Annotated in this window: 29 protein-coding genes; 26 read left to right on the top strand and 3 right to left on the bottom strand. The window is 63.2% G+C overall.

Features of this window, described 5'->3' with window-relative positions:
• A partial coding sequence (locus tag GWP04_04830; protein ID NIA24874.1) for a hypothetical protein occupies positions 1-310 on the bottom strand: 310 nt, incomplete at its 3' end.
• Positions 311-351: 41 nt separating this feature from the next.
• Here GWP04_04830 and trmD point away from each other — a divergent pair.
• The 5 genes from trmD (at position 352) to GWP04_04855 (ending at position 2,858) form a co-directional block, all read left to right on the top strand.
• A complete protein-coding gene (gene trmD, locus GWP04_04835) occupies positions 352-1,038 on the top strand; it encodes a tRNA (guanosine(37)-N1)-methyltransferase TrmD (protein NIA24875.1) in 687 nt (228 codons plus the stop codon).
• Between the two features lie 102 nt (positions 1,039-1,140).
• The gene (rplS, locus tag GWP04_04840) at positions 1,141-1,482 is read left to right on the top strand and encodes a 50S ribosomal protein L19 (protein NIA24876.1); all 342 of its coding nucleotides are present in this window, start codon (positions 1,141-1,143) and stop codon (positions 1,480-1,482) included.
• Positions 1,483-1,507: 25 nt separating this feature from the next.
• Positions 1,508-2,110 (top strand): signal peptidase I, encoded by a 603-nt coding sequence (gene lepB, locus GWP04_04845; GenBank protein NIA24877.1) that lies wholly within the window; start codon positions 1,508-1,510, stop codon positions 2,108-2,110.
• 116 nt (positions 2,111-2,226) lie between these two features.
• On the top strand, positions 2,227-2,523 hold the full coding sequence (locus tag GWP04_04850; protein ID NIA24878.1) for a DUF2469 family protein: 297 nt from the start codon (positions 2,227-2,229) through the stop codon (positions 2,521-2,523).
• Entirely contained in the window at positions 2,424-2,858 is a 435-nt protein-coding gene (locus GWP04_04855; GenBank protein NIA24879.1) for a hypothetical protein, read from the top strand. Before GWP04_04850 ends, GWP04_04855 begins: the two co-directional genes overlap by 100 nt.
• 215 nt (positions 2,859-3,073) lie before the next feature.
• Here the strand turns inward: GWP04_04855 and GWP04_04860 are convergent, their stop codons facing one another.
• Both GWP04_04860 and GWP04_04865 read right to left on the bottom strand, forming a co-directional pair.
• Positions 3,074-4,027, bottom strand: coding sequence for a haloacid dehalogenase-like hydrolase (locus GWP04_04860; GenBank protein ID NIA24880.1), 954 nt, complete (start codon positions 4,025-4,027; stop codon positions 3,074-3,076).
• 4 nt (positions 4,028-4,031) lie between these two features.
• The gene (locus tag GWP04_04865; protein ID NIA24881.1) at positions 4,032-4,406 is read right to left on the bottom strand and encodes a hypothetical protein; all 375 of its coding nucleotides are present in this window, start codon (positions 4,404-4,406) and stop codon (positions 4,032-4,034) included.
• 149 nt (positions 4,407-4,555) lie between these two features.
• On the opposite strand from GWP04_04865, the gene GWP04_04870 reads away from it, so the two are divergent.
• The 21 genes from GWP04_04870 to truB all read left to right on the top strand — a co-directional run bounded on the left by GWP04_04870 (position 4,556) and on the right by truB (position 24,750).
• Positions 4,556-6,025: a YifB family Mg chelatase-like AAA ATPase gene (locus tag GWP04_04870; GenBank protein ID NIA24882.1), complete on the top strand. Its 1,470-nt coding sequence runs from the start codon at positions 4,556-4,558 to the stop codon at positions 6,023-6,025.
• The gene (gene dprA / locus GWP04_04875) at positions 6,022-7,044 is read left to right on the top strand and encodes a DNA-protecting protein DprA (GenBank protein ID NIA24883.1); all 1,023 of its coding nucleotides are present in this window, start codon (positions 6,022-6,024) and stop codon (positions 7,042-7,044) included. The genes GWP04_04870 and dprA overlap by 4 nt, the downstream gene beginning before the upstream one ends.
• 190 nt (positions 7,045-7,234) lie before the next feature.
• Positions 7,235-7,720, top strand: a complete 486-nt coding sequence (locus GWP04_04880; GenBank protein NIA24884.1) for an Hsp20 family protein — start codon at positions 7,235-7,237, stop codon at positions 7,718-7,720.
• A gap of 121 nt (positions 7,721-7,841) precedes the next feature.
• Positions 7,842-8,735: a tyrosine recombinase gene (locus GWP04_04885; protein ID NIA24885.1), complete on the top strand. Its 894-nt coding sequence runs from the start codon at positions 7,842-7,844 to the stop codon at positions 8,733-8,735.
• The gene (locus GWP04_04890; GenBank protein ID NIA24886.1) at positions 8,710-9,522 is read left to right on the top strand and encodes a FliA/WhiG family RNA polymerase sigma factor; all 813 of its coding nucleotides are present in this window, start codon (positions 8,710-8,712) and stop codon (positions 9,520-9,522) included. The genes GWP04_04885 and GWP04_04890 overlap by 26 nt, the downstream gene beginning before the upstream one ends.
• A 126-nt stretch (positions 9,523-9,648) precedes the next feature.
• Positions 9,649-10,368 (top strand): 30S ribosomal protein S2, encoded by a 720-nt coding sequence (rpsB, locus tag GWP04_04895; GenBank protein NIA24887.1) that lies wholly within the window; start codon positions 9,649-9,651, stop codon positions 10,366-10,368.
• Entirely contained in the window at positions 10,368-10,985 is a 618-nt protein-coding gene (tsf, locus tag GWP04_04900) for a translation elongation factor Ts (GenBank protein ID NIA24888.1), read from the top strand. Before rpsB ends, tsf begins: the two co-directional genes overlap by 1 nt.
• Entirely contained in the window at positions 10,985-11,722 is a 738-nt protein-coding gene (locus GWP04_04905) for a UMP kinase (GenBank protein ID NIA24889.1), read from the top strand. The genes tsf and GWP04_04905 overlap by 1 nt, the downstream gene beginning before the upstream one ends.
• A gap of 8 nt (positions 11,723-11,730) precedes the next feature.
• Positions 11,731-12,282: a ribosome recycling factor gene (locus GWP04_04910; protein ID NIA24890.1), complete on the top strand. Its 552-nt coding sequence runs from the start codon at positions 11,731-11,733 to the stop codon at positions 12,280-12,282.
• On the top strand, positions 12,279-13,430 hold the full coding sequence (locus GWP04_04915; protein ID NIA24891.1) for a hypothetical protein: 1,152 nt from the start codon (positions 12,279-12,281) through the stop codon (positions 13,428-13,430). The genes GWP04_04910 and GWP04_04915 overlap by 4 nt, the downstream gene beginning before the upstream one ends.
• Positions 13,409-14,566 carry a 1-deoxy-D-xylulose-5-phosphate reductoisomerase gene (locus GWP04_04920; protein ID NIA24892.1) on the top strand — a complete coding sequence of 386 codons (1,158 nt, stop codon included), beginning with the start codon at positions 13,409-13,411 and terminating at the stop codon, positions 14,564-14,566. Before GWP04_04915 ends, GWP04_04920 begins: the two co-directional genes overlap by 22 nt.
• 40 nt (positions 14,567-14,606) lie before the next feature.
• Positions 14,607-15,719, top strand: coding sequence for a PDZ domain-containing protein (locus GWP04_04925; protein NIA24893.1), 1,113 nt, complete (start codon positions 14,607-14,609; stop codon positions 15,717-15,719).
• Entirely contained in the window at positions 15,716-16,933 is a 1,218-nt protein-coding gene (gene ispG / locus GWP04_04930; GenBank protein ID NIA24894.1) for a flavodoxin-dependent (E)-4-hydroxy-3-methylbut-2-enyl-diphosphate synthase, read from the top strand. Before GWP04_04925 ends, ispG begins: the two co-directional genes overlap by 4 nt.
• A 35-nt stretch (positions 16,934-16,968) precedes the next feature.
• The gene (locus GWP04_04935; GenBank protein ID NIA24895.1) at positions 16,969-18,414 is read left to right on the top strand and encodes a proline--tRNA ligase; all 1,446 of its coding nucleotides are present in this window, start codon (positions 16,969-16,971) and stop codon (positions 18,412-18,414) included.
• 108 nt (positions 18,415-18,522) lie between these two features.
• Positions 18,523-19,008, top strand: a complete 486-nt coding sequence (locus GWP04_04940; GenBank protein NIA24896.1) for a ribosome maturation factor RimP — start codon at positions 18,523-18,525, stop codon at positions 19,006-19,008.
• A 2-nt stretch (positions 19,009-19,010) separates the two neighbouring features.
• The gene (gene nusA, locus GWP04_04945; protein ID NIA24897.1) at positions 19,011-20,147 is read left to right on the top strand and encodes a transcription termination/antitermination protein NusA; all 1,137 of its coding nucleotides are present in this window, start codon (positions 19,011-19,013) and stop codon (positions 20,145-20,147) included.
• 3 nt (positions 20,148-20,150) lie between these two features.
• Positions 20,151-22,274, top strand: coding sequence for a translation initiation factor IF-2 (gene infB, locus GWP04_04950; GenBank protein ID NIA24898.1), 2,124 nt, complete (start codon positions 20,151-20,153; stop codon positions 22,272-22,274).
• A 4-nt stretch (positions 22,275-22,278) separates the two neighbouring features.
• Positions 22,279-22,569, top strand: a complete 291-nt coding sequence (locus GWP04_04955) for a DUF503 family protein (protein ID NIA24899.1) — start codon at positions 22,279-22,281, stop codon at positions 22,567-22,569.
• The gene (gene rbfA / locus GWP04_04960; GenBank protein ID NIA24900.1) at positions 22,566-22,928 is read left to right on the top strand and encodes a 30S ribosome-binding factor RbfA; all 363 of its coding nucleotides are present in this window, start codon (positions 22,566-22,568) and stop codon (positions 22,926-22,928) included. Before GWP04_04955 ends, rbfA begins: the two co-directional genes overlap by 4 nt.
• Entirely contained in the window at positions 22,925-23,869 is a 945-nt protein-coding gene (locus GWP04_04965; protein ID NIA24901.1) for a bifunctional oligoribonuclease/PAP phosphatase NrnA, read from the top strand. The genes rbfA and GWP04_04965 overlap by 4 nt, the downstream gene beginning before the upstream one ends.
• On the top strand, positions 23,866-24,750 hold the full coding sequence (truB, locus tag GWP04_04970) for a tRNA pseudouridine(55) synthase TruB (protein NIA24902.1): 885 nt from the start codon (positions 23,866-23,868) through the stop codon (positions 24,748-24,750). Before GWP04_04965 ends, truB begins: the two co-directional genes overlap by 4 nt.
• The last annotated feature ends 6 nt before the right edge of the window (positions 24,751-24,756 follow it).

The raw sequence follows: 24,756 nt of genomic DNA on the forward strand, positions 1-24,756 counted from the left end.
CGTCGGTGTCGTCGGTGTCGTCGGTGTCGGTCGGCTCTTCTATCCACGCGGGAGGCTCGTCCGGGAGATCATCGAGCCCGACACCGAGCGCATCGAGCACGTTTCTCGCAGCGGGGTTTGGTTGTGAGGCGACAGGCAGTTCGGGCTCCGGTTCTGCGTCGGGCTCCCCGTCCTCGGACTGCTCGGAATCGAGCTGTACCAGAGGTCCCTCCTGGGCGTCCTCCCTCTCGTCTATTTCCGCCTCGGCCTGGTCGTCAACGGGAAGACCCCAGGGGTCGGCGGATGTGAAGTCGCTGTCTACCACGATCAATCGGAGGATACTCTAGGGTTGCATCGTTTGGAGGCTTTTGGTTGCAGATCTCGATCGTCACCCTGTTCCCGGAGTTTTTCTCATCTCCGCTCGAGGTGAGCATCGTCGGTCGTGCAATCGCAGGCGGCCACCTTGCCGTCACGATGGTGAACTTGCGAGAGTTCGGCCGTGGCGTGCACCGACAGGTGGATGATGCCCCGTTCGGTGGGGGCCCGGGCATGGTGCTGATGGTCGATCCGCTCGCTCGAGCGATCGAGCCCCTCGGCTCCAGCCACAAGGTGTTGCTCACCCCCGTGGGGCGACCGCTGGAGCAGTCGACGCTGGATCGTTGGGCCGGCTTGGAACACCTGACCCTGGTGTGCGGGCGCTACGAGGGGGTCGACGAGCGAGTCGCGAGGCATTTGGTCGATGAGGAGATCTCGCTGGGTGATTTCGTCCTGGCAGGGGGAGAGGCGGCAGCACTCGCGATCATCGAAGGTGTTGCCCGACTCCTTCCGGATGTCCTCGGCAACGACGCCTCTGCCGCTCTCGAGTCGTTTCGAGACGGATTGTTGGAAGAGCCGCAGTACACGAGGCCGGCCGACTATCACGGATGGACCGTGCCGGATGTGCTCCTCTCCGGCGACCACGCTCGGATCGAGCGGTGGCGCCAGAGTCAACGTGAGGAACGGACTCGCAGCCGTCGACCGGACCTGTGGAACAAGCGTTCCGACCCGTCCGCCGACTGAGGAGCGTTCGGGGACTGCTATCTTGCTGGCGGCGCCGATGCATCGGTGGCTCGACCTGTTACAATCGCTGCCCGCTCGATGCTCCCCTTAAGGAGTTCCCCGATGAACATGCTCGAACAGCTCGAAAACGCGTACCTGCGCGAAGACATCCCGGACTTTCGTGCCGGCGACACCGTACGCGTCCATGTTCGCGTCGTGGAGGCGGGTCGCGAGCGCGTACAGGTCTTCGAGGGAGTGGTCATCGCTCGTGACGGATCCGGAATCAAGAGCACGTTCACTGTTCGCAAGATCAGTTTTGGTGTGGGAGTCGAGCGCGTGTTTCCCCTTCACGCTCCGATCATCCAAAAGATCGAGGTCATCCGGCGCGGCAAAGTCAGGCGAGCGAAGCTCTACTACCTTCGGGACAGGGTCGGTAAGGCAGCGCGCATCAAAGAACGCCGCTAGTGCCTCGCCGGTTGGCCGGATAGCCGTGGCACGCAAGCCAACTCCCCATACTCCGTTTTGGATCGAACTACCGATCCTCGTTCTGATAGCGCTCGTGGTCGCTGTCGTCATCAAGAGCTTCCTCATTCAGGCGTTCTTCATTCCATCGGGATCGATGCGGCACACACTCGAAATCGGCGACAGAGTCCTGGTCAACAAACTCTCCTACATCTGGAGTGAGCCTGCGCGCGGGGACGTGGTGGTGTTCCTACCGCCGTGGGGCCAGACGCAAGAGGATGAGCCGTTGTTCGACGCGCTCGCGCGACACGTTGGCGAATCCCTCGGGCTCCGGTCTCCCAACATCGAAGATCTGATCAAGCGGGTGATCGCGGTCGGGGGGGAGACCGTTGAAATCCGAGACAATCAGTTGCTCGTCGACGGCGTACCGATCGCCGAGCCGTACGTGTATCCGGGGAGCCACATGCCCAACTTTGGACCTGTGACCATTCCGGAAGGCTATGTGCTGGTCATGGGAGACAACCGGGACCACAGCAAGGACGGTCGTGTCTTTGGTCCGATTCCCATAGACTCGATCGTGGGAAAGGCGTTCATCCGCATCTGGCCGCTCGATCGCTTCGGCCGGCTGTAGCCGGCGGCGGACGGCGAGAGGGGTCGGTTCCGCACCGTTTCTGTCACCGATCGTGTGTAGAACGTGTGGTGGTCGAGGTTGGTAGCATCGGGAGACCTCGGGAAGAAGGAACTGGAATGCATGAGGAAGATCTGGAGCGGTACGAGTCCGAGATCGAACTCAAGATCTACAAGGAGTACCGTGACGTCCTTCCGATGTTCCGGTTCGTCGTGGAGACCGAGCGTCGGTTCTATCTCGCCAATCGTGTCGATGTGCACACCCGCCACGAGGCAGGCTCGACCTATTTTGAAATCGAGCTCGAGGATGCCTGGGTATGGGACATGTACCGACCGGCGAGATTCCTTCAGCATGTGCGCGTGCTGACCTTCCGCGACGTCAATATCGAAGAACTGGAGCCCGGCGTTCGCCTCTGACCGCTCGTCGCCTGGGCGAGCTTGGAGAGCGCATCGCCGCCGACTACCTGGTTCGCCGCGGCTTCTCGATCGTCGACCGTAACGTTCGCATCGGTCGAGGAGAGATCGATCTCGTCGTCGAGCGTGCCGGCACGCGAGTCGCCGTCGAGGTGAAGTCGTCGTGGATCGGAGAGCGGAGCGTCGATGGCAAGGACCCTCTCGATGCGTTCGATGAGCCCAAGGCGACACAGGTGTGGTCGCTTGCCCGCCACCTCGATGTGTGCCGCGTCGACCTCGTGGCGGTCGCATTCAGCGTTGAAGGCGTTGAGATTCGCTGGGTTCCCGGCGCTGCCTGAGCACACTTCAGTGATGGCGTCGGTTCTCCTTGAACCAGCAGCCTCGGTGCCAATGCCGTCGCGTTTCGGGGGCGTCGTCGGGCACGACGACCAGATGGAACGCACCCACCTCCACGGGGCCGCGGCAGCCTGGACAGACATATCGCTTGCGGGCTGCATACGCCTGCACCGGCGAGACGGTCAGGTTTCCGACGGGGCGCAGGTTTTCCATCGTGTCAGTCGGCGTGTCCGGGCGCACGCGGGATCTCGGCAAACGCCTTGTGTCTCGCGTCGACGATCTCCCTGGAGATCTGGTCGATGCTGTCGATCAGCCACAGGGACGCTGCCTTGCCCTCTCGATAGTCGGCCTCGGCCATGCCCTGGATACGACCTTGCGTCTGGAGTTGGCGAACCTGACGGAAGTTGTTTGTCGGACTGGTCGTGTACACGCCAAGCGTCTTACCGCCTCGCTCGTTGAGAATCGAGAACACGGGAACGTCGCTGGGACCGTCGGCGATGTAGATCATGTTCTTGATCGGCACTCGGCGCTGTTCCTCCGACATCAACGCGTTGACGTCGATGGTCGAGTTCTTGTTGACTCCCTTGTTGATCTCGAACACCGCCCTGGTCTTGGAGGTGTTGTCCAGGGTGTAGCCGAGATGAGAGATCGGATGGTTGGGCTCGTCGATCCCGAGCGTCTCGAGATATCCGGGCGGTGCAGGCTGCTCGATGAAATCGTTCGCCCAGATCCAGTCGACATGCGGAGCGACGGCGCTGCCCTCGACCATGGGGAGGATGCCGGTGGACACGACGTAGTGCTCGACCGAGATCCCCTCGTGGGCGTATTCGGGAATCTGAGCGACGTACTCCTGAGAGATTTTGAAGAACTCGGGGATGCCGGGCGCCATCTCGATCCGGGCGCCCAGGTCGCGCAGTTTTGCTCGCGTCAACCCCTCGAAAATACCTTGCTCGACATAGGTCAGCATGTGATTCAGGTACGCGGTGTCCCGGGCAACCCGCACTCCTCGCTGCCGGTAGTGCTCGACCAGGCCCTCGACCTCCGTCCAGAAGGTTCGAGCGTCCACCCCGTACTCTTCGAACAATGGATCTTGCTGGTTGCCGGGGATCAGTGTGCGATCGAAGTCCCAGATCAGTGCGATGACGGTCTGGGTGTACAGCGGTACGGGCATGATCTCAGGGAATCTCGGGTCGTCCGAAGTGTACGCCACCTTCGCCGATCCACCATCCCTGCAACCGAATCGGGGTTCCGCGCAGTTCCCTGTGTGCTTCACCGAGCAACTCCATGGGCACCAAGGCGTGCACGGCCCAGCCTTCACCGACGAGGCGCTCGAAGACGAGCGCATGGGCGCGATGAGGGATGTCTCGTGTGAGGATCCAGTCGAGGCGGCGCTCGGTCTTGATCACGGGCGTCACGTTCGTGCTCGGGTCCTCCAGAGTGATCCGATCCCAGGAGATCGCCTCCGCCTCGATGCCGAGCATCCGGTAGCGGTCAAGGCAGGCCTCGACGACGATCTCTGCTTTGTCGACCTTCGTGTCGCACGCCAGCACCTTGTCCCCTTCGTCGACTTACATCAGTGTAGTTCAAGCCGGGATGCGCGACGAGTGCCTCGGTCACCGGATTCTGCGGTGTTCCCGTCCGTCGACGCGGCCTGAGGCCGGTTCCGAGTCTTGTCACACCCCACCCGTACGGTTGAGCCATGTTCGCAACAGTCACATCCGTCGCACTGGTCGGCGTCGAGCCGCGTCCCGTGCGTGTGGAAGTCCACGTCGGTGCCCCGATGAACGTATTTGCGTTGGTGGGCCTCCCCGATACCGCCGTGCGCGAAGCGAAGGATCGGGTCCGGGCGGCCGTATTGTCGTCGGGATTTCCCTTTCCCAATCGGCGTGTGACCGTCAACCTGGCCCCTGCCGATCTTCCCAAGGCGGGATCGGTGTACGACCTTCCGATTGCGCTCGGCGTCCTCGCTGCCGCGGGGAGCGTTCCGCCGAACGTCGGAGAGGTCGTGGCGCTGGGTGAGCTCGCTCTCGACGGTGCGGTTCGACCGGCGCGCGGCGGTCTCGGTGCCGGCATGGTGGCGCGAGATGCGGGTGTGCCGTGCCTCCTCCCGCAGGCTTCGGCGGGGGATGCCTTGCGGGTCCCCGGTGCCGAGGTCAGGGCCGTCCGGTCGCTCTCGGAGGCGATCGCCGTCACCCAGGGCGCGCCGGGTGCCCCGGTACCGGCGGTGGAGGCGACGGTCCCCGGCGAGTGCTTGGATCTCGCCGAGGTGCGGGGACAGTCTGCGGGTCGTCGGGCCCTGGAAATCGCGGCCGCGGGCGCACATCACCTTCTGTTGTGGGGACCGCCCGGGGCGGGCAAGACGATGCTCGCGCTGCGCCTGCCCGGCATCTTGCCGCCTCTGGACGAGGAGACTGCGCTGGAAGTGGCCCAGGTGTGGGGTGCCGCAGGGAGATCCGCTCCGGCGTCGTCGGTGCCTCCGTTTCGGGCTCCTCACCACTCTGCGACGATGCCGGCCATCGTCGGCGGCGGGAGCGGGATTCCCGTACTGGGCGAGATCTCGCTTGCCCATCGAGGTGTTCTCTTTCTCGATGAATTGGGCGAGTTCCCGGTGAACATTCTGGATGCGCTTCGTCAGCCTCTCGAGGCAGGGTCGGTCGTGATCGCCCGAAAGGGGGTGTCGGTACGGTTTCCGAGCGATATCCAGCTCGTCGCGGCGACGAACCCGTGTCCGTGCGGGTATGCCGGAGATCGGGTCAAGCCATGCTCGTGCTCGGTCGGTGCGATTCAGCGGTACCGGCGGCGCATCTCCGGGCCCCTGCTCGATCGATTCGATCTGAGGGTGCCGATCCCTCGCCCCGAACGATCGGAGTTGCTCGGTCCGCCTGGAGAGACGAGTGCGCCCATCGCCGAGCGGGTGATGGCGGCACGATCACTTCAGCGTGCCAGAGGAGCGCCGAACGGTCGCCTCGGGCGCGGACAGTTGGATGAACTCGAGTGGACGTCGGACGCTCGTCGGCTACTCGAGGCGGCCGTGGAACGCTTTGCCCTCACCGGGCGCGGCTTCGACAGGGTTCGGCGTGTTGCACGGACCATCGGAGATCTCGACGGCTCGGCGTCGGTCGATGAGCCGCACATCGCCGAAGCGTTGAGCTTCCGGGGTGAGTGGTGAACGCTCGTCTGCGGCTTGCCTACGTCGGGATGCACCCTGCGCGCAGAGCTCAACTGGTCGATCGGTTGGGGTCTGCGGACGCGATTCTGGCTTCGATACGAAGAGGCGGCGTGGACGTACCCGATCATGCGCGTCTGGCGGCCACCGTCTCCGCCGCCGACCGGCTCGAGCAACTCGCGGAGGGGGGCATCGCCGTTGTGCTGCGTGAGGAGATGCCACCTCATCTCGCCGGGCTTCCGGACTGCCCGGATCTGCTGTTCGTGCGCGGCGCACTACCGACCAGGCCTGGTGTCGCCGTCGTCGGGTCACGGCGGGCGACCGCGTACGGCATGCGCCTGGCCAACGCGTACGGACGGGCCCTCGCAGAAGCGGATTGGCCGGTCGTGTCCGGGCTCGCCCGCGGTGTGGACGGGTCCGCCCACCGCGGTGTGGTCGATGCAGAAGGATGCGGTGTCGCCGTGCTCGGGTGTGGACCGGATATTTGGTATCCGAAGGAGCATCGGGCGCTCGGGGAACGCCTGGTCGCGACAGGAGGTGCGATCGTCACCGAGTACCCACCCGGGACGCCACCGAACGGCTGGCGCTTCCCACCCCGGAACCGGATCATCTCAGGGCTTTCTGCCGTGGTGGTGGTGGTCGAGGCTGCCCGAACCGGTGGTGCGTTGATCACCGCACGCACCGCCCTCATGCAGGGGAGAGAGGTCTTCGCGGTTCCCGGCGACATCGATCGTCCCACGTCGGAAGGATGCAACCTGTTGATCAGGGATGGTGCACTTCCCGTTCTCGACGCCGGCGATCTGATCGAGGCGGTCTCGATCATCCTCGGGCCTTCGGAACGCCGAGCATCCGTCACGGAAGGCGACGAGATTCTCCGGATCATCGGTCCGATCGGGAGATCTGTGGACGCTCTGGCGGAGGAACTCGACCGATCGGCGGCATCCGTGCTGGCAGACGTCGCCCGGCTCGAGACGCTTGGTCTCGTGCGAAGAACTGGAGGTCTGGTCTGCCGGAATCGTTGACCACCCCGGCATCCGGGCCAACCGCGGCTGCAATCCCTGAGCTGCGCGACCGGGCGGGAAGCTTCGGGAATAGAGATGCGTTATAGGAAATACAGGGATGGCGGGAATGCGCCCTTTCTGGACCGTCTCGCCGCCCGTGCACTCCGGGGGAGGCTCCCCGGAGAGACTGTGTGAGAGGAGGTGAGATGCTATGTTGGCAACCGATTGGTCACCGTTCACATCGTTGATCGAACGTGATCTGCAGGACATGATGAATCGCTTCTTCGGCGTCTTGCGTCCCACGGAGTCCGAGACCACGTGGGTGTGGCGTCCGCGGGTCGATATCTACCGCGACCACAGCGACCTGGTTGTGGAGGCGGAACTGCCTGGCATCGACCCCGAGAAGGATCTCGATATCACCGTCGAGGGCAACGTCCTTCACCTTCGTGGCTCCCGCTCCTACGAACGGGATGTCGAAGAGGGCGATCTCTACGTGCGGGAGCGGACCTTCGGTAGCTTCCAGCGAGACCTGATGATCCCGGAGGGCATCGACGCCGACGAGCTGGATGCCCACTATGAGGGTGGCGTGCTGACGATCCGCATGCCGCTTCCGGAGAGTCTCAGCAGGAAGCCGAAGAAACTGGAGGTCAAGGTCGGCAAGACCAAGAAGTTGGGCCGCGCGGCCAAAGCCGCGTGAGGCTCCTCTCGCACCATCGGGGGCGCCCATTCGGGCGCCCCCGGCGCGTTCATGGCGCCGAGCCATGCCGCAGATGCTGCGGATTGTTGACCGCCCCGGCATCTGCGGCAACCATGGACACATGGCTGCAATCCCTGAGCTGCCCGACTGGGCGTGTGCTCCCGTCGATGACTATCTGATGCGGTTGGCATCACAGCGCCACCTGTCGGTGCACACCCTTGCCGCCTACCGCCGCGACCTCAGCCAGTTCATGGAGTTCTGTGATCGGGCCGGGGCCGCCGACATCGCCAAGATCGACCGATCGATGGTTCGCCGGTTCCTTGCCTACCTGGATACCAGGGGATACGCACGGCGTTCCGTGGCGCGCAAGGCCTCCGCCGTGCGGAGTTTCTTCTCCGATCAGGTTCGGCACGGAGCGGTGGAGGTGAATCCCTCCGATCAACTGGGTAGGCCGCGCCGCCCAGGAACGCTCCCGCATGCCTTGCCCAGCAGGACCGTGCGCGTGATCCTCGACGAGCTGAACGGCGACGACCCGGTGTCACTGAGAGATCGTGCGCTTCTCGAAGTGCTGTATGCGACAGGACTGCGAGTGGCGGAGTTGGCGAGTCTGCAGGTCGGCACCGTTCGAGACGCCGAGTTCGTTCGCGTTGCGGGAAAGGGTGCCAGAGAAAGGGTGGTTCCGCTGGGTCGTCCTGCCAGGACGGCGCTCGCTCGGTATCTCGCCGCGGGGCGCCCCAAACTCGCTTCTCCGGATGCGGGCGGGGCGCTGTGGATCGGTGTGCGGGGCGGTCCCCTCGGTGTCCGCGGGATTCGAAGAGTCGTCCGCCGACGCGCGGCGACATTCCCGCACGCGTTCCGGCATTCCTTCGCAACGCACCTGCTCGAAGGGGGAGCAGATCTGCGCGTTGTCCAGGAGTTACTCGGTCACATTGAACTGGGGACCACCCAGATTTACACTGCTATCACCCGTGAGCATCTCAAGGCGACGTATGAGCGAAGTCACCCGCGGGCCTGATCGGGCACCAGACGACCATCTGGACGAGCTGTGGAGGCGTTTCAAGGCCACAGGGGATCCAAAGGCCCGGGAAGGCCTCATCCTGCATTTCTCCCCACTGGTGAAGTTCGTCGCCGGCCGCATCGGTGCCGGGTTGCCTTCGAACGTGGACCGGTCCGACCTGATTTCCGACGGGATCTTCGGCCTCATGGACGCGCTCGACAAGTACGACACCGACAGGGGTGTCAAGTTCGAGACCTATGCGATCAACCGCATCAGGGGGGCAATCCTCGACGAACTCCGGGCCCTCGACTGGGCTCCTCGCTCTCTGCGTGCACGCGCCCGCGAGCTCGAGCGCTCACACGCCGAGCTGGAGCACCGATTCCAACGCTCTCCGACCGAAGAGGAACTCGCAGCGCACCTGGGCGTTCCACTCTCGGATCTGCTCGATACGATGGCGGAGGTCTCCTCGGCAGGAGTCGTCGCACTCGACGAGCTGCTCGCCCCCGGTCGTGACAAGACCAAGGTCGGTGAGCTGCTCCCGGACCCGAAGGGAGTCGATCCGGAAGCGGCCTATCAGGAGGAGGAGGTCAAGCGTGTGCTCGCGGACGCCATCAATCGGCTGGCCGAACGAGAGCGTCTCGTCCTGACCCTCTACTACTACGAAGGGCTGACCCTGGCAGAAATCGGACAGGTCCTGGGTGTGACCGAGTCCCGGGTCTGTCAGATCCACACGAAGTCCGTGATGAGCCTGCGGCATCGCTTGACCGAGCCTGCCTTCCGGGGAGCGCCCGAACTTCGCACGTAGTCGGGGTGGTACAGTTGCGCAATCACGCACGCCTGTCGTGACTCCCCGACGGTCGGAACTTGGTTCCGTGGGGAGCGGTCCGAGGATCGAGATGGGCGGAGGAGCAACCGAAAGAGGAGGACATCTGTGTCCAACGTCACCATGAAACAGCTGCTGGAGGCCGGTGTCCACTTCGGGCATCAGACCCGGCGCTGGAATCCCAAGATGGAGCCGTACATCTACGGCGCTCGAAACGGCATCCACATCATCGATCTGCGTCAGACGCTCGACCAGATCAACCGCACCTACGACTTTGTGAGAGACGCCGTCGCCGACGGTGGGCTGGTGCTGTTTGTCGGTACCAAGAAGCAGGCGCAGGGCCCCATCGAGGAGGCTGCCACTCGATCGGATATGCCGTATGTCAACTTCCGATGGCTCGGCGGCATGTTGACCAATTTCTCCACCATTCAGAAGCGCATCTTCTACATGAGAGAGCTCGAACGGATGGACGAGTCGGGCGAGATGGAGGCACTCCCGAAAAAGGAACGACTGCACCTGCGGCGCGAACTCTGGAAGCTTCAGCGGGTGCTCGGGGGTGTCCGTGATCTGAACCACCTGCCTCAGGCGCTGTTCATCGTCGACTTGAATGCAGAGCAGATTGCGCTCAAGGAAGCGTCTCGTCTCGGCATCCCTGTCATCGCACTCGTCGACACCAATTGTGATCCGGACCTGGTCGACTTCGTCATCCCAGGAAACGACGATGCCATCCGCTCTGCGCAGCTGATGGCCGGTTTCGTCGCCGCTGCGTGCATCGAGGGCCGGGAGATCGCGCTCAAGGGTTCGCCGAGCGACGAAGAGGCGAAGTGATGGCCGACTTCACTGCAAAGGACGTGCAGCAACTCCGCAAGGCGACCGGCGTGGGAATGATGGATGCGAAGAAGGCACTCGTCGAAACGGGGGGCGACTTCGAGAAAGCCAAGGAGTATCTGCGCGAGAAGGGTCTGGCGGACGCGAAGAAGCGGGCCGCCAGGGAGGCCAACGAAGGCGTCATCGGCGTGTACCTCCACCGTCAGCTTGGCCGACCGGTCATCGGGGTCCTGGTGGAACTCGCCTCGGAGACGGATTTCGTCGCCAAGAGCGAGGACTTCCAGCAGATGGCGAACGACGTCGCGATGCACGTGGCCGCCGCCCAGCCCCGCTGGGTCAGGCGTGAGGACGTACCGGCGGACGCTCTCGAACACGAGCGCGAGATGATCACTCGCCAGGCGAGGAACGAGGGCAAGCCGGAGAACATCATTCCCAGGATCGTGGAAGGCAAGATCAGTTCGTTCTACAAGGACTATGTCCTCGAAGAGCAGCCGTTCGTGAAGACCGAGACCTTCGACGGGACCGTGGGAGAGATGGTCGCCGGCCTCGCAGCGACGATGGGGGAGAATATCCGCGTGCGCCGCTTCGCAAGGCTGGCGGTCGGTGAGGAAGCCTGATGGCTTCCGGTGACGATATAGACCACAGAGAGGCACCCCGTCGCGTCCTGCTGAAGCTGTCGGGGGAGTCCTTCGCCGGCCCTACTGTCGGCTACGGAATCGATCCGGTGAGCGTGCAGCGGATCGCCGGTGAGATCTGCGAAGCGGTTTCGTTGGGGATCGAACTCGGCGTGGTCGTCGGTGGTGGCAACATCTTCCGGGGAGTGTCCGCGACCAAGGCCGGTATCGATCCGGCGACGGCAGACTCGATGGGCATGCTGGCGACGGTGATCAATGCTCTTGCGTTGCGAAGCGCGATCGAGAACGCAGGAATTCCCACCAGGGTGCAGACGGCGATCGCGATGCAGTCGTTCGCCGAACCGTACATTCGGCTGCGTGCCATCCGACATCTCGAGAAAGGCCGCGTCGTCATCTTCGCGGCAGGCACCGGGAATCCGTTCTTCACAACCGACACCGCGGCTGCATTGCGGGCCGTGGAGATCGGTGCGGAGGTGATGTTGAAGGCGACGTTGGTAGACGGTGTCTACGACGACGACCCTTCGGAGAATCCCGAGGCGGTTCTGCTCTCGGAGGTCGGCTACCTGGAGTTGATTTCCAAAGGTCTCCGGGTGATGGACGCTACGGCGGCTACCATGTGCAAAGACCACAAGCTCCCGATCGTGGTGTTCAACATCACGAAACCTGAGAACATCGTCAAGGCGGTACGAGGAGAGAGGATCGGGACGCTGGTTCATTAGGAGGCGTCATGATTCGGGAAGTACTCGGTGAAGCCCAACGGAAGATGGGCCAGGCGATCGAGCACGTGCAGGCCGAGTTCGCCACGGTGAGGACCGGCAGAGCCAACGCCGGAATCCTCAGTAGGGTCATGGTCGACTACTACGGGACACCGACGCCACTGCAGCAACTTGCATCATTCTCGGTACCTGAGCCTCGCCTGCTGATCGTCCAGCCTTACGACAAGACGTCGATCGGAGCCATCGAGAAGGCAATTCGGACCTCCAGCCTGGGATTGAACCCCGCCAATGACGGACACGTTCTGCGACTCGCCTTCCCGACACTGACCGAGGAGCGGCGCATCGAGCTCACCAAAGTCGTTCGCCACATGGCCGAAGACGGCCGTGTGGCGGTACGCAACATCCGGCGCCACTCGATGAGCGAGCTGAATGAACTCCACGGAGAGATCTCCGACGACGACATCCGTCGGGCGGAAAAGGAGCTTCAGGAGCTCACGGACAAGATGGTGAGCAGGGTCGATGATCTGCTCGCCAACAAGGAACAGGAACTTCTCGAAGTATGAGCGAGCACCAGGACGAAAGCGGAGGCGAAGTCGTCGCGTTCCCCGGGCGCCCTTCCGATGATCCCGAGCGAGATCTCCCCGACAGCGGTCGAGATGCAGAGGACTTCGAGGACTTCCTGACCGGCGCTTCGGTGCTCGACGGTTTCACGAGCGACGACTATCTGAGTGCGACGACCGAGGAGTACCGGGACCTTGCCGAGGCGATCGCGAAGGCGTCACAAGAAGACGTCGAGATGCAGGCCGTTGCGGCCTCGATGCCGGGACTGGAACCGGGGCTCGTCGGCTTTGAGGACGTGACCGGTGAGCAACCGGCGGCCGAGGTCAAGGCCGGCCCCGGTCCCTCCGATACGCTGGTGCGAGCCGCCACGGGCATCGTGCTGCTTGCCGTTATCCTGGCCTTGCTGGCGCTCGGAGGAGGCTGGTTCGCATTCCTGGTGGGTGTACTGGCCCTGGTCGCACTCGGCGAGTTCTACAGCACTCTTCGGGGTGCAGGACACGTTCCCCTCGCGCTTTTCGGCTTTCTGGGTGCGATCGCCGTTCTCTCGGCGTCCTGGTTCGCCAATCGTCCCCTCGCCGCCATGGCGATGGCGCTCGGTAGCACGATCGTCGCGATCTTCTTCTGGTACGCACTCGTCCCGCGTAGGAACCCCTTGGAGAATGCCTCGTTCACCATCTTCGGCGTGATCTGGGTGGCGGGCCTCCTGTCGTTCGCGATGCCGATCATTCGTTCCCCCCAGTCGCAACAGCTGATCGTTGCCATCGTCGTGCTCACGGCCCTGTTCGATGCCGGTTCCTACTTCGTCGGGCGTTCCTTTGGTCGCATTCTCCTTGCCCCGAACCTGTCACCGGGCAAGACCCTGGAAGGACTCGTCGGCGGGGTAGTCGTTGCTTTTGCAGCGGCGTTTGGGCTCTCGCTCATCTCGTGGTTCGGTTTCAGTCTCGGAGGCGCGCTGTGGATGGCGGCCGTCATCTCCGTGTTTGCCCCGTTGGGTGATCTCGCAGAGTCGCTCGTCAAGCGGGCACTGGGGGTCAAGGACATGGGTGCGCTGCTCCCTGGTCATGGCGGCATCATCGATCGCCTGGACAGCTACTTGTTCACTATTCCGGTCGGCTACGTCCTCTTCCTCTGGCTCGGCTACTTGTCGTGACACGGCCGCTCATTGTGCTCGGAGCGACCGGCTCGATCGGTCGCCAGGTGATCGAAGTCGCACATCGCCTCGGACGCGAGGTGAAAGCACTTGCGGCGCGCAGGGGTTCGGACGCGCTCGCCGAGCTGGCAGAGACATATCCAGATGCACTCATCGGTGTGGCCGCTCCCGCCGGCGACGAGCGGGAGCGATTCAGATCCTTCGGCTCGCGGGCTCGGTTTGGCCCTGAGGCCCTCGTCGAACTGGCTTCCATTCCGGGGACGGTCGTCGTCAACGGGGTTGTCGGTTCTGCCGGCCTCGCGGCATCGGTTGCCGCTCTGGAAGCCGGGAACCGTCTTGCCCTCGCCAACAAGGAGAGCCTGGTGGCGGGGGGCCCGGTCGTGCTCGACGCGCTCAGACGTGGCGGCGGAGAGTTGATTCCCGTCGATTCCGAACACTCTGCGCTGTTCCAATGTCTCGTAGGTGAACGCTCTCGAGACGTACGGCGCCTGATCCTCACCGCGTCCGGGGGGCCGTTGCGTTCCATGACCAGGGACGAGATCGTCAACGTCACGCCTGCAGAGGCGCTGGCACATCCGACGTGGTCGATGGGGCCACGAGTCACCATCGACTCTGCCACCTTGGCGAACAAGGGACTCGAAGTGATCGAGGCGCACTACCTCTTCGGGATCGAGTACGAACGTATCGACGTGGTCGTGCACCCGCAGAGCATCGTGCACTCGCTCGTCGAGTTCGAGGACGGATCACTCAAGGCGCAGATCGGTGAACCGGACATGCGAATACCGATCCAGTACGCCATCACTTATCCGAACAGGGAACGTGGGGGCGGACAGTTCGACTTGGCCGGCAAGACCCTCACGTTCTTCGAGCCGGATGCAGAATCGTTCCCTGCGCTCGGTGTCATCCTGGAGGCGGGGAGACGAGGAGGATCGGCGCCGGCCGCCGTCAACGCGGCCGACGAGATCGCCGTCAGGGCGTTTCTGGACGGCCGTCTGGGGTTGCTCGGCATCGCCTCCGTTCTCGAACAGACCATCGAGCGGATACCGACGATCGATGTCCGCACCGTCGACGATGTGCTGGCGGTCGACGCGGAGGCGCGTGCGGTTGCGAGCTCGTTGATCGGCGGTGCGTGCTGATGGTCGGTAGGTCCGCGTTCCCGGTACCGTTGGGGGCGACATGAGTGGCGGTCTGATCATGCTCGTTGCGGTGGTCGTCTCGATCATGATTCACGAGGCGGGCCATTTCGTTGCTGCGCGGGCCACCGGGATGAAGGTCACGGAGTTCTTCCTCGGGTTCGGGCCCAAGATCTGGTCGACGACGCGTGGCGAGACCGAGTTCGGGATCAAGGCAATCCCCCTGGGTGGATACAACAAGATCGCAGGCATGGATCCCCTCGAGGAGATAGCGCCCGAAGATGTCGGTCGCACCTATCGTGACAAGAAGTTCTGGGCGAAGTCCGTCGTCGTGCTGGCAGGAGTGTTCCTGCATTTCGTCCTTGCCTACCTGATCTTCTTCGGCATTCTCATCGGTTACGGCATCGAGAATCCCGACCAGCCGCTGACGACGATGGCGGCGATTCAACTGACGCTCGATGACGGCAGTGTCAGCCCCGCTGCCACCGCCGGCCTCCAGGCCGGCGATCGGATCATGGCGGTGGACGGAGTACCGGTGTCCGACTGGGATCAGCTTGTCGATCTCATCGCCGATGGGCCGAACCAGGAGGTTTCTCTGACGGTGCTCCGGGACGGGACAACCGTTGAACTCGACACGACACTCGCATCGAGGGTGAACGAACAGGGTGAAACCGTCGGCTACCTGGGTGTCAGTCCGGAGTACCAGACCGAGTCCGTCGGAGTACTCCGTGCCGCCGGCCTCGCCGGACGAGCCGTGGGATTCACGACCGTCGAGACGATCACCTCCCTCGGGAACCTCGTTCGTCCGTCATCCCTCGCCCGTCTGGCCGGAGCGTTCATCGGCAACACCGACGTGCCAAACGACATCCGTCCCGTGAGTCCCATCGGCATCGTTCACCTTGGAGAAGGGTTGGGTTTCCAGGCGTTGCTCGTACTCATCGGACTAATCAACATCGTGCTCGGCGTCTTCAACGGGTTGCCCTTGTATCCGCTCGACGGTGGGCACTTCATGGTGGCGCTGTACGAGCGAGTCAGCGGTCGCAAGGCGGACATGCGCAAACTGATGCCCGTGGCGGCTGCCGTGATCGTACTTGTGATCTTTCTCTTCTCCGTCGCGCTGTTGCTCGACATCGTCAACCCGATCAGTCCCGGATGATGCAGCGCAGAACCACCCGTGCGATTCATGTCGGCCGGGTTCCGGTTGGTGGAGGCGCGCCGGTGAGTGTCCAATCGATGACGACGACCAAGACGGTGGACGTCGGCGGCACCCTCGCTCAGGTGTACGCGCTCGCGGGTGCCGGCGCCGACATCGTCCGCATCACCTGTGACACGGTTGAAGCGGCGCAAGGTCTCGCCGAGATCGCGCCCCGTTCGCCCGTGCCCATCATCGCCGACATTCACTTCCAGTATCGCCTCGCCCTCGCGGCACTCGAGGCCGGCGTCGACGGCCTGCGTCTGAACCCGGGGAACATTCGAGATGAGGGGCACGTCAAGACGGTCGCCCGGGAAGCCAAGGATCGGGGGGTCCCGATTCGCGTCGGCGTCAATGCCGGATCTCTGGACAAGGACCTTCTCGAGCGGTACGGGGGCCCGGTGCCGGAAGCGCTGGTGGCATCGGCGATCAAAGAGATCGCCTATCTCGAGGACGTGGGATTCGGTGACATCAAGATCTCGGTGAAGCACTCGAACGTTCCATCCATGGTGAGCGCGTACCGGCTGCTCTCCGAGCAAGTCGACTACCCGTTGCATCTCGGAGTGACCGAGGCCGGGCCACCGCCTGCCGGAATCATCAAGACGGTGGCGGGAATAGCGACGCTGCTCCTGGAGGGCATCGGTGACACGATCCGCTTCTCACTGACCGCGGATCCCGTGGAGGAGGCGAAGGCCGGAAGGCAACTCCTCGAGTACCTCGGCCTGCGTGAACGCAGAGGCCTCGATCTGATCGCCTGCCCTTCGTGCGGAAGGGCGGAGGTCGATGTGATCAAGGTGGCGAACGAGGCGCAGGAACGTCTGGAAGCGGCGAACTTGCCGATTCGGGTTGCGGTGATGGGTTGTATCGTCAACGGGCCTGGTGAGGCGAGAGAGGCCGATATCGGTATTGCTGCGGGACGCGGCAGAGGGCACCTGTTCATCAAAGGCAAAGTCGTGAGAGTGGTCCCCGAAGCAGACATGGTCGAGGCGCTCCTGGAGGAGGCACAGAAGCTGGTCGAGGAAGGGACGGAAGCGAGGCTGGCAGCAGCCGATGCGACTGCCGGGGCCGAGGCCGTAGCCGACGCCAGGGACCTGTTCGAACGCCAGGGAGATGCGAATCGCGCCAAGGAGCGTCGCGCTGCGGTCGGTAAGGTCGCTGCGGGGCCGACTGACGACTGACTATTCTCACCAGCTACCCGAAAACAAGAGGATCCGTGGCGCAGCAGAAAGTTACCCCGAGAAGCGACGACTACAGCCGTTGGTACACCGACGTGGTGCAGCGTGCAGAGCTGGCCGACTATTCACCGGTCCGAGGCTGCATGGTCATCCGGCCGTATGGCTACGCCCTCTGGGAGCACATGCAGAAGGCCCTTGACGACATGTTCAAGGAGACGGGCCATCAAAACGCCTATTTCCCGCTGTTCATCCCCTATTCGTTCATCGAGAAGGAAGCAGAGCACGTGGAGGGATTCTCTCCCGAGCTCGCGATCGTGACCCATGGCGGCGGCAAGAAGCTCGAAGACCCGCTTGTCGTTCGCCCGACCTCGGAGACGATCATCAACGCGATGTTCGCCAAGTGGATCAAGAGCTATCGCGACCTGCCGCTGCTGATCAACCAGTGGGCGAACGTCGTGCGTTGGGAGATGCGAACCCGCCTCTTTCTTCGCACGACCGAGTTCCTGTGGCAGGAAGGCCATACGGCACACGAGACCGAGCAGGAAGCCCGTGACGAGGCTCGCCTCATGTTGGACGTGTACGCACGCTTTGCCGAAGACTGGGCGGCGACGCCGGTGATTCGTGGGATCAAGTCCGATGCGGAGAAGTTTGCCGGAGCCGTCGAGTCCTACAGCATTGAAGCCATGATGGGGGACGTGAGAGCCCTGCAGGCGGGGACGTCGCACTTCCTGGGTCAGAACTTCGCCAAAGCCTTCGAGACGAGATTCCTCGACCGCAACAACGAGCTGCAGTACCCCTATCAAACGTCCTGGGGTGTGAGCACTCGCCTCATCGGGATGACCGTGATGGTCCACGGCGACGACCAGGGACTCATCCTTCCTCCCAAGCTTGCTCCGCACCAGGTGGTCGTGGTTCCCATTGTTCGTTCCGACGCGGATGCCGACGCTGTCTTTGAAGCTGCATGGGGGATTACCGGTGCCTTGCACGAGCGCGGCCTCCGCGCCACGATGGACGATCGTGACGGGGTAACGCCGGGTTTCAAGTTCAACGATTGGGAGATGAAGGGCGTCCCGCTCCGTATCGAGATCGGTCCACGTGACCTGGCCGAGGGCAAGGCGATCCTGGCCCGCCGGGACCGACCCGGCAGGGAAGGAAAACAGGCCGTTCCGATCGAGGGTGTTGCGGAGGCCGCCGCCGACCTCCTCGTGGAGATTCAGCAAGGTCTCTTCGACAGGGCCACGGCGTTCAGGGACGAGCACACCGCATACCCGGCAACGTTCGAAGAATTGCGGGAAGGCATCGAGCAGGAAGGCGGCTTCTTTCACGCAGCCTGGTGCGGTTCTCCCGACTGTGAGGCTGCGATTCAGCAGCAGACGCAGGCAACGATTCGGAACATCCCCTTCGACCAGCCCGATGATCTCGGACCCTGCATTTTTTGCGGTGCATCGGGTGAGCATCTGGCGGTATTCTCTAAGGCGTACTGAGTAGCCGCAGCATTTGGCAAGAGAGTACGCGGGCTATACTCGCGCCTGGTAAAACCTATGGACGCTTGAAAAGGTGGGCGCCCGCCCGCCTTTCTGTACGAGGAATACATGAACGAGACTGCCCTGTGGGACATACTCGAGCGGTACTTGACCGCCGAGGGTCTGGAACTCGACGATGTCGAGTGGTCCGGCCGTGTCCTGCGCGTCCTCATCGATGCGGAGGGTGGCATCGACGTGGGCCGGATCTCCGAGACGACCGCCGGCATTTCCCGCCTTCTCGATGGGGAGGCACACCTGGGGGATCCATATACGCTCGAGGTGTCGTCGCCGGGACTCGAACGTAAGCTCCGACGACCTGCTCACTTTCTCAAGGCGGTCGGACGCGAGGTTTCTATCACAACACGGAGTGAGATCGCGGGGAGCCGTAGTCATCGAGGTGTATTGGAGGCTTCCGACGAAGACGCCTGCATCGTCGTAGTGGGAGATGAGCGGAGAACGCTGCCGATGGGTGAGATCGCATCAGCGAAGACCCTGTTCCACTGGGAACGCAACGCAAAGCCGGGGAAGGCGCGGCGCAAGGAGGCAATCCGATGAAGATGGATTTTGCGGTGATGGAGGCACTCGAACTGCTCGAGCAGGAACGCGGCGTGCCGGTCGAGACGATCCTCGATGCTCTGGCGAACGCGCTCGTGTCTGCATACAAGCGCAGTCCCGGTGCAGCGGAGGAAGCACGCGTGGTGATCGATCCGAACGCGGGCGACATCACCGTCTACGCGCAGGAACTCAACGAGGACGGCGATGTCATCGACGAGTGGGAGGACACCCCGGACGACTTCGGGAGGATCGCCGCACAGACGGCCAAGCAGGTGATCGCACAGCGTCTGCGCGATGCCAAGCGTGAGCAGGTCTTCGACCTCTACGAGGGTCGCGAGGGGGATCTGATCACCGGTATCGTGCAGCAGGTCGACCATCGCTATGCCATCCTCGATCTCGGTGACGCCGAGGCGTTGATGCCGGGATCCGAACGAATCCCGTACGAACGGCTCGAGCGAGGCAACAGAGTCAAGGGCTTGATCATCGAGGTTCGCGGCGAGACGAAGGGTCCGCAGATCGTCGTGAGTCGCAGCCATCCGGATTTCATCCGCAAGCTGCTCAACCTCGAAGTCCCGGAGCTGCTCGACGGCACCGTCGAGATCAGGGCGATCGCTCGTGAACCGGGCCACCGCACCAAGATCGCGGTGGCATCGAACGACCCGAACGTCGATCCGAAGGGCGCCTGTGTGGGTGCACGTGGCACACGGGTGCGGCAGGTTGTGAACGAACTTCGCGGCGAGAAAGTCGATGTGGTGCAGTGGCGGGAAGATCCCACGCAGTTCATTGCAGAGGCGCTCGGTCCGGCCAAGGTGCAAGAGGTTCGCATCGACGAGAAGGACAAGTCCGCGATCGTGATCGTGTCGGACCATCAGCTGTCGCTGGCCATTGGCCGGGAGGGCCAGAATGCCCGCCTTGCGGCGAAACTGACCGGCTACCGCATCGATATTCGATCCCAGACCGAAGACGCAGGCGGAGGGGCTGAGGACACCAAAGCAAAAGCGCCGGATAAAGCTCCCGACGCCCCGGTTTCCGAGGAGCCTACGAGCGAGAGCACCGCGCAGGAACCCGAAGAGCCGGTGGAGGAAGCTCCGGCTGCATCAACGGAGACAGACGGCACAGAGGATGAGGCTGGGAACTGACAGATGGCGAAGCAACGTATTTATGAACTGGCGCGGGAGCTGGGCCGAGAGTCCAAGCTCGTTCTTGCCCGTGCCACGGAACTCGGCATCGATGTCAAGACTGCTTCGTCCGCAGTCGACGAGGCCGCGGCGAAGCTGATCATCGCTTCGTTCGAGGATGTCGACGAGACGCCGAAAGTCGAAGCCGAGACGCCCGAGCCGGACGCTGAGACGCCCGAGCTGGACGCTGAGACGCCCGAGCTGGACGCTGAGACACCCGAGCTGGACGCTGAGACGCCCGAGCTGGACGCTGAGACACCCGAGCCGGACGCTGAGACGCCCGAGCTGGACGCTGAGACACCCGAGCCGGACGCTGAGACGCCCGAAGCGGCGCCGATCGTCATCGAGCCGGGAATCAGCATCGAAGCATTCGCGGACGCGATCGGCGTGTCTACCAGTGATGTCGTCAAGGCGTTGCTCCTGATGGGAGAGATGGCCGGGGCAGGTTCACCGATGCCTGTGGACGCGATAGAACTCGTCGCAGAAGAGCTCGGCGTGACCGTCCAAGTCGAAGCTGCGGAGGAGACTCCTGAACCTCTCCCCGCGGCTCCGGTGTTCGATGACGATCCGAAGGACTTGGTTCCCCGCCCGCCCGTCGTGACGGTGATGGGCCATGTCGATCATGGCAAGACCACCCTTCTGGACAAGATCCGCTCGGCCAACGTCGTCGCCGGAGAAGCCGGCGGGATCACCCAGCACATCGGCGCGTATCAGGTGTCGAGAGGTGGCAAGAAGATCACCTTCGTGGATACGCCCGGTCATGAGGCATTCACCGCGATGCGCGCCAGGGGAGCGAATGTCACCGACATCGTCGTTCTCGTGATCGCTGCCGAAGACGGTGTCATGCCGCAAACCGCCGAAGCGATCAGCCATGCCGAAGCCGCCGGCGTGGACATCATCGTCGCGCTGAACAAGATCGATCTTCCTGGGGCCGACCCTGACAGGGTTCGTGCTCAACTCACCGAGTACGGTCTCGTCGCAGAGGAGCTCGGTGGAGACACGGTCACTGTCGAGATCTCTGCCAAGCAGGGCTTGGGTATCGACCAGCTCCTCGAGATGATCGATCTGATCTCGGAAGTCGAGGAGTTCAAGGGCAACCCGAATGCCCCTGCATCGGGCGCCGTCATCGAGTCCAACCTGGACAAAGGGCGTGGTCCCGTTGCGACCGTCATCGTGCAGCGAGGAACGTTGCGTCGGGGTGATGCGTTGGTATCCGGCGCGGTATCGGGACGAGTTCGTGCCATGCTCGATGAGAACGGCAAGCAGGTCAAAGAAGCGACGCCGGGCACACCGGTGCTGGTGATGGGCTGGGAGTCCGTACCGACCGCTGGAGACCGGTTCGAGGTCGTCACCAACGAGCGTGAGGCACGGTCCAAGGCCGCCAAGGTCCAGGACAAGCTCAAACTGGCGGGCTCCGTGGTTCCCACGGCTCGGGAGCGCCTCGCCTTGCTGCTCGAGCAGCTCAGGAGCGCGGATGAGGCCGAGCTGCGGCTGATCATCAAGGCCGATGCGCACGGATCCCTGGAGGCAATTCGCGATGCCATCGCGAAGATCGGCAGGGAGGGCGGCAAGATCGTGATCATCCACGGGGCGGTGGGTGGGATCACCGAGAACGACGTCAGCCTCGCCGATGTCACAGAAGCGGTGATCATCGGGTTCAACGTTCGTCCAGACAGTAAGTCGCGTAAGGCGGCCGAAGAACAGGGCATCGAGATTCGGACGTATCGCGTCATCTACGAACTGCTCGACGAAATCGAACAGATGCTGGTGGGACGTCTTGCACCCGAGGAGATCGAGCAGGTGCTGGGCTCTGCCGAAGTGCGGGCCGTGTTCAAGGTCCCCCGTGCCGGAAACATCGCGGGGAGTTACGTCACCGAAGGAGAGATCGTGAGAGGAGCCAAAGCGAGATTGCTTCGCGAAGGCATCGTCGTCTACGACGGCACGATCGATTCTCTGCGTCGCTTCAAGGACGACGTCAAGCAGGTAGCGGCCGGCTACGAGTGTGGTATCGGCCTCGACCGCTTCAGCGACGTGAAAGAAGGCGACGTGATCGAGGCCTACGTGCTGAAGGAAGTTGCCCGGAAGTGACGGCATGCATGCTTCAGCACTCCGCATCGAGCTCCGCATTCCGCAGGCCCGGTCCCTGAAGGCGAAGCGGGGCGTTCTGCGGCCACTCCTCGACGATGTGCGACGCACATTCGGTGTATCGGTCGCGGAAGTCGGTTTTCAGGACCAGTGGCAGCGGTCGACGATCGGAGTGGCCCTCGTGTCCGAGCATCATGCGGAGCTGCTCAAGCAGTCACGTGCAATTCGCCGTCACGTCGAGCGTCGCAATGACGTGGAGATTCTCGAGGTGGCCATGTCGTATTTGGAGGAGTCATGACCCGTTCCCCGAGCCCGCGACTGCGTAGGGTGAACTCGATGCTCCTGCGTGAGATCGCCGATATCGTGCGGGGCCTGAAAGACCCGAGACTCGGGTTCGTGACGATCACAGCGGTCGAGACGACCCCAGATCTCCGCACCGCTCACGTCTACTACTCCGTGTTGGGATCTGTCGAGCAGCACGAGGCGTGCGCGGCCGCGCTCGAAGCGGCCGCTGGGCATGTGCGCGGTGAGGTCGGTCATCGTGTCCGCCTCAAGTACACGCCTACGATCGTGTTCTCTCCCGACTACGGCATCGTGGAAGGCACGAAGATCTCGAACCTTCTCAGGAAGATCTCGAACAAGAACGAAGTGTCATGAGTTCGCTCGATGCCGCCGTCGCGGAGTTGAGGGATGCCTCAGAGATCGCGGTGGCGTGTCATGTGGGTCCGGACGGGGACGCCATAGGTTCTGCGCTTGGCCTCGCAGCTTCGGCGCGCCTGGCGGGTCGCTCCAGCGTCGTCTCCTTCGGAGAGCCGTTCGTCTTACCTCCGATCTATGAGTACCTCCCATTGGAGATCCTCGTATCGCCGAAGGAGTTTCCGGCGCAGCCCGAGGTCATGGTGAGCGTTGATGCCGCGTCCCTGGATCGTCTCGGAAGTCTCGTGCCGTCGGCAAAGTCGTCGGGGAGTCTCATCGTGATCGATCACCACATCTCGAATCCCGGTTTCGGAGACGTCAATGTGATCGACGCCGAAGCCGCCGCATCTGCACAGATCGTGTTCCGGCTGCTCGGCGAGCTCGCGTGGCCGATCGATGAGACGGTCGCGACGGCGCTCTTGACGGGCATCGTCACCGATACCGGACGTTTCCAGTATTCGAGCACGTCACCGGAGGTGCTGCGGATCGCAGCCGAGTTGGTCGAGGCCGGCGCCCATCCCGAGATCGTTGGCCAGAACATGTACGAGCGGGTTCCGTTCTCCTTCCTCAAACTCGAAGGCGATGTGCTTGCCCGAGCGGAACTCGACGGAGACATCGTCTGGTCGGTGTTGTACCAGGAGGACTTGACTCGGTGGGGAATCGGCATGGAGGACACCGACCCACTCATCGATGTGGTCCGTCTTGCGTGGGAGGCGACGGTTGCCGTGCTGATCAAGGAGCTGGCCGACGGTACGTTCAAGGTGAGCCTCCGTTCGAGGGGTGAAGTCGATGTCGGCGTGATCGCTTCCGCGTACGGTGGGGGAGGTCACCACAACGCTGCCGGCTTCTCGCACGCCGGGCCGCCGGATGCCATCATCGCGGCACTCAAGGCGAGACTGTGATCAACGGGTTTCTGCTCATCGACAAGGCTCCCGGATGGACATCGCACGATGTTGTCGCGAAAGTCCGCGGGATCGTTCGCCAGAAGAAGGTCGGTCATGCAGGGACTCTGGACCCCTCCGCTACCGGACTGCTCGTTCTCGGCCTCGGGAAAGCGACCCGGTTGCTGCGTTTCATTCAGGCATATCCAAAGGAATACGTGGCCCGGGTGATGTTCGGGGTCGCCACCGACACGCTCGACGGCGACGGGGCGATCCTGCATCGAGAGCCCATGTCGTTCGATGAGGCGGACCTCCGCGGTGTAATCGGGCGTTTTGTCGGTGTGATTGCGCAAGTGCCGCCGATGGTTTCCGCCATCCGGGTGGGTGGTCGACGGTTGTACGAAATCGCCAGGGAGGGTGGAGAGATCGAGCGTGCCGCCCGCACAGTGGAGGTCTATGGCATCGACGTGCTCGAGTTCGCTCCCGGACCATATCCGGAAGCCACGCTGCGGGTGCGATGCGGGAGCGGGACCTACATTCGGAGCCTCGGGGCGGATCTCGGCCAGGCGCTCGGTGGTGAAGCACACATCGGGACGCTGCGGAGGACACGCGTCGGGTGGATGGACGCGGATCGAGATGGTGTGACGATCGAACAGGTTGTCGAGGCGGCTCCGAACTACGGTGTGATCTCGATGGCGGACGGCCTCAAAGACCTCCCTGCCGTACACGTCGATCACAAGACGTCCGTAGCGGTCCGGCACGGTATGCAGTTTCCTGTTGGAACCTTTGCAGCGGACGCGCCGGCGGAAACCGACGTTCGGGTACTCGATTCCGGTGGAGACCTCCTGGCGGTGTATCGCTCCCGGGGTCTTCTGTGGAGTCCGGAGGTGGTGATCTCGTGAAGGTCC

It is taken from the genome of Gammaproteobacteria bacterium, assembly GCA_011682695.1.
GTDB lineage: Bacteria > Actinomycetota > Acidimicrobiia > Spongiisociales > UBA4744 > BMS3Bbin01.

Bases quoted from the DNA above. Each gene is read 5' to 3' on its own strand.
- nusA (NIA24897.1), top strand. From the start codon at position 19,011: ATGGATTTTGCGGTGATGGAGGCACTCGAACTGCTCGAGCAGGAACGC.
- GWP04_04940 (NIA24896.1), top strand. From the start codon at position 18,523: ATGAACGAGACTGCCCTGTGGGACATACTCGAGCGGTACTTGACCGCC.
- GWP04_04860 (NIA24880.1), bottom strand. From the start codon at position 4,027: ATGCCCGTACCGCTGTACACCCAGACCGTCATCGCACTGATCTGGGAC.
- GWP04_04925 (NIA24893.1), top strand. From the start codon at position 14,607: ATGAGTGGCGGTCTGATCATGCTCGTTGCGGTGGTCGTCTCGATCATG.
- GWP04_04885 (NIA24885.1), top strand. From the start codon at position 7,842: ATGGCTGCAATCCCTGAGCTGCCCGACTGGGCGTGTGCTCCCGTCGAT.
- GWP04_04915 (NIA24891.1), top strand. From the start codon at position 12,279: ATGAGCGAGCACCAGGACGAAAGCGGAGGCGAAGTCGTCGCGTTCCCC.
- GWP04_04850 (NIA24878.1), top strand. From the start codon at position 2,227: ATGCATGAGGAAGATCTGGAGCGGTACGAGTCCGAGATCGAACTCAAG.
- GWP04_04870 (NIA24882.1), top strand. From the start codon at position 4,556: ATGTTCGCAACAGTCACATCCGTCGCACTGGTCGGCGTCGAGCCGCGT.
- GWP04_04905 (NIA24889.1), top strand. From the start codon at position 10,985: ATGGCTTCCGGTGACGATATAGACCACAGAGAGGCACCCCGTCGCGTC.
- tsf (NIA24888.1), top strand. From the start codon at position 10,368: ATGGCCGACTTCACTGCAAAGGACGTGCAGCAACTCCGCAAGGCGACC.
- rplS (NIA24876.1), top strand. From the start codon at position 1,141: ATGAACATGCTCGAACAGCTCGAAAACGCGTACCTGCGCGAAGACATC.
- infB (NIA24898.1), top strand. From the start codon at position 20,151: ATGGCGAAGCAACGTATTTATGAACTGGCGCGGGAGCTGGGCCGAGAG.
- GWP04_04910 (NIA24890.1), top strand. From the start codon at position 11,731: ATGATTCGGGAAGTACTCGGTGAAGCCCAACGGAAGATGGGCCAGGCG.
- rbfA (NIA24900.1), top strand. From the start codon at position 22,566: ATGACCCGTTCCCCGAGCCCGCGACTGCGTAGGGTGAACTCGATGCTC.
- GWP04_04880 (NIA24884.1), top strand. From the start codon at position 7,235: ATGTTGGCAACCGATTGGTCACCGTTCACATCGTTGATCGAACGTGAT.
- ispG (NIA24894.1), top strand. From the start codon at position 15,716: ATGATGCAGCGCAGAACCACCCGTGCGATTCATGTCGGCCGGGTTCCG.
- GWP04_04955 (NIA24899.1), top strand. From the start codon at position 22,279: ATGCATGCTTCAGCACTCCGCATCGAGCTCCGCATTCCGCAGGCCCGG.
- GWP04_04965 (NIA24901.1), top strand. From the start codon at position 22,925: ATGAGTTCGCTCGATGCCGCCGTCGCGGAGTTGAGGGATGCCTCAGAG.
- GWP04_04855 (NIA24879.1), top strand. From the start codon at position 2,424: ATGGGACATGTACCGACCGGCGAGATTCCTTCAGCATGTGCGCGTGCT.
- GWP04_04890 (NIA24886.1), top strand. From the start codon at position 8,710: ATGAGCGAAGTCACCCGCGGGCCTGATCGGGCACCAGACGACCATCTG.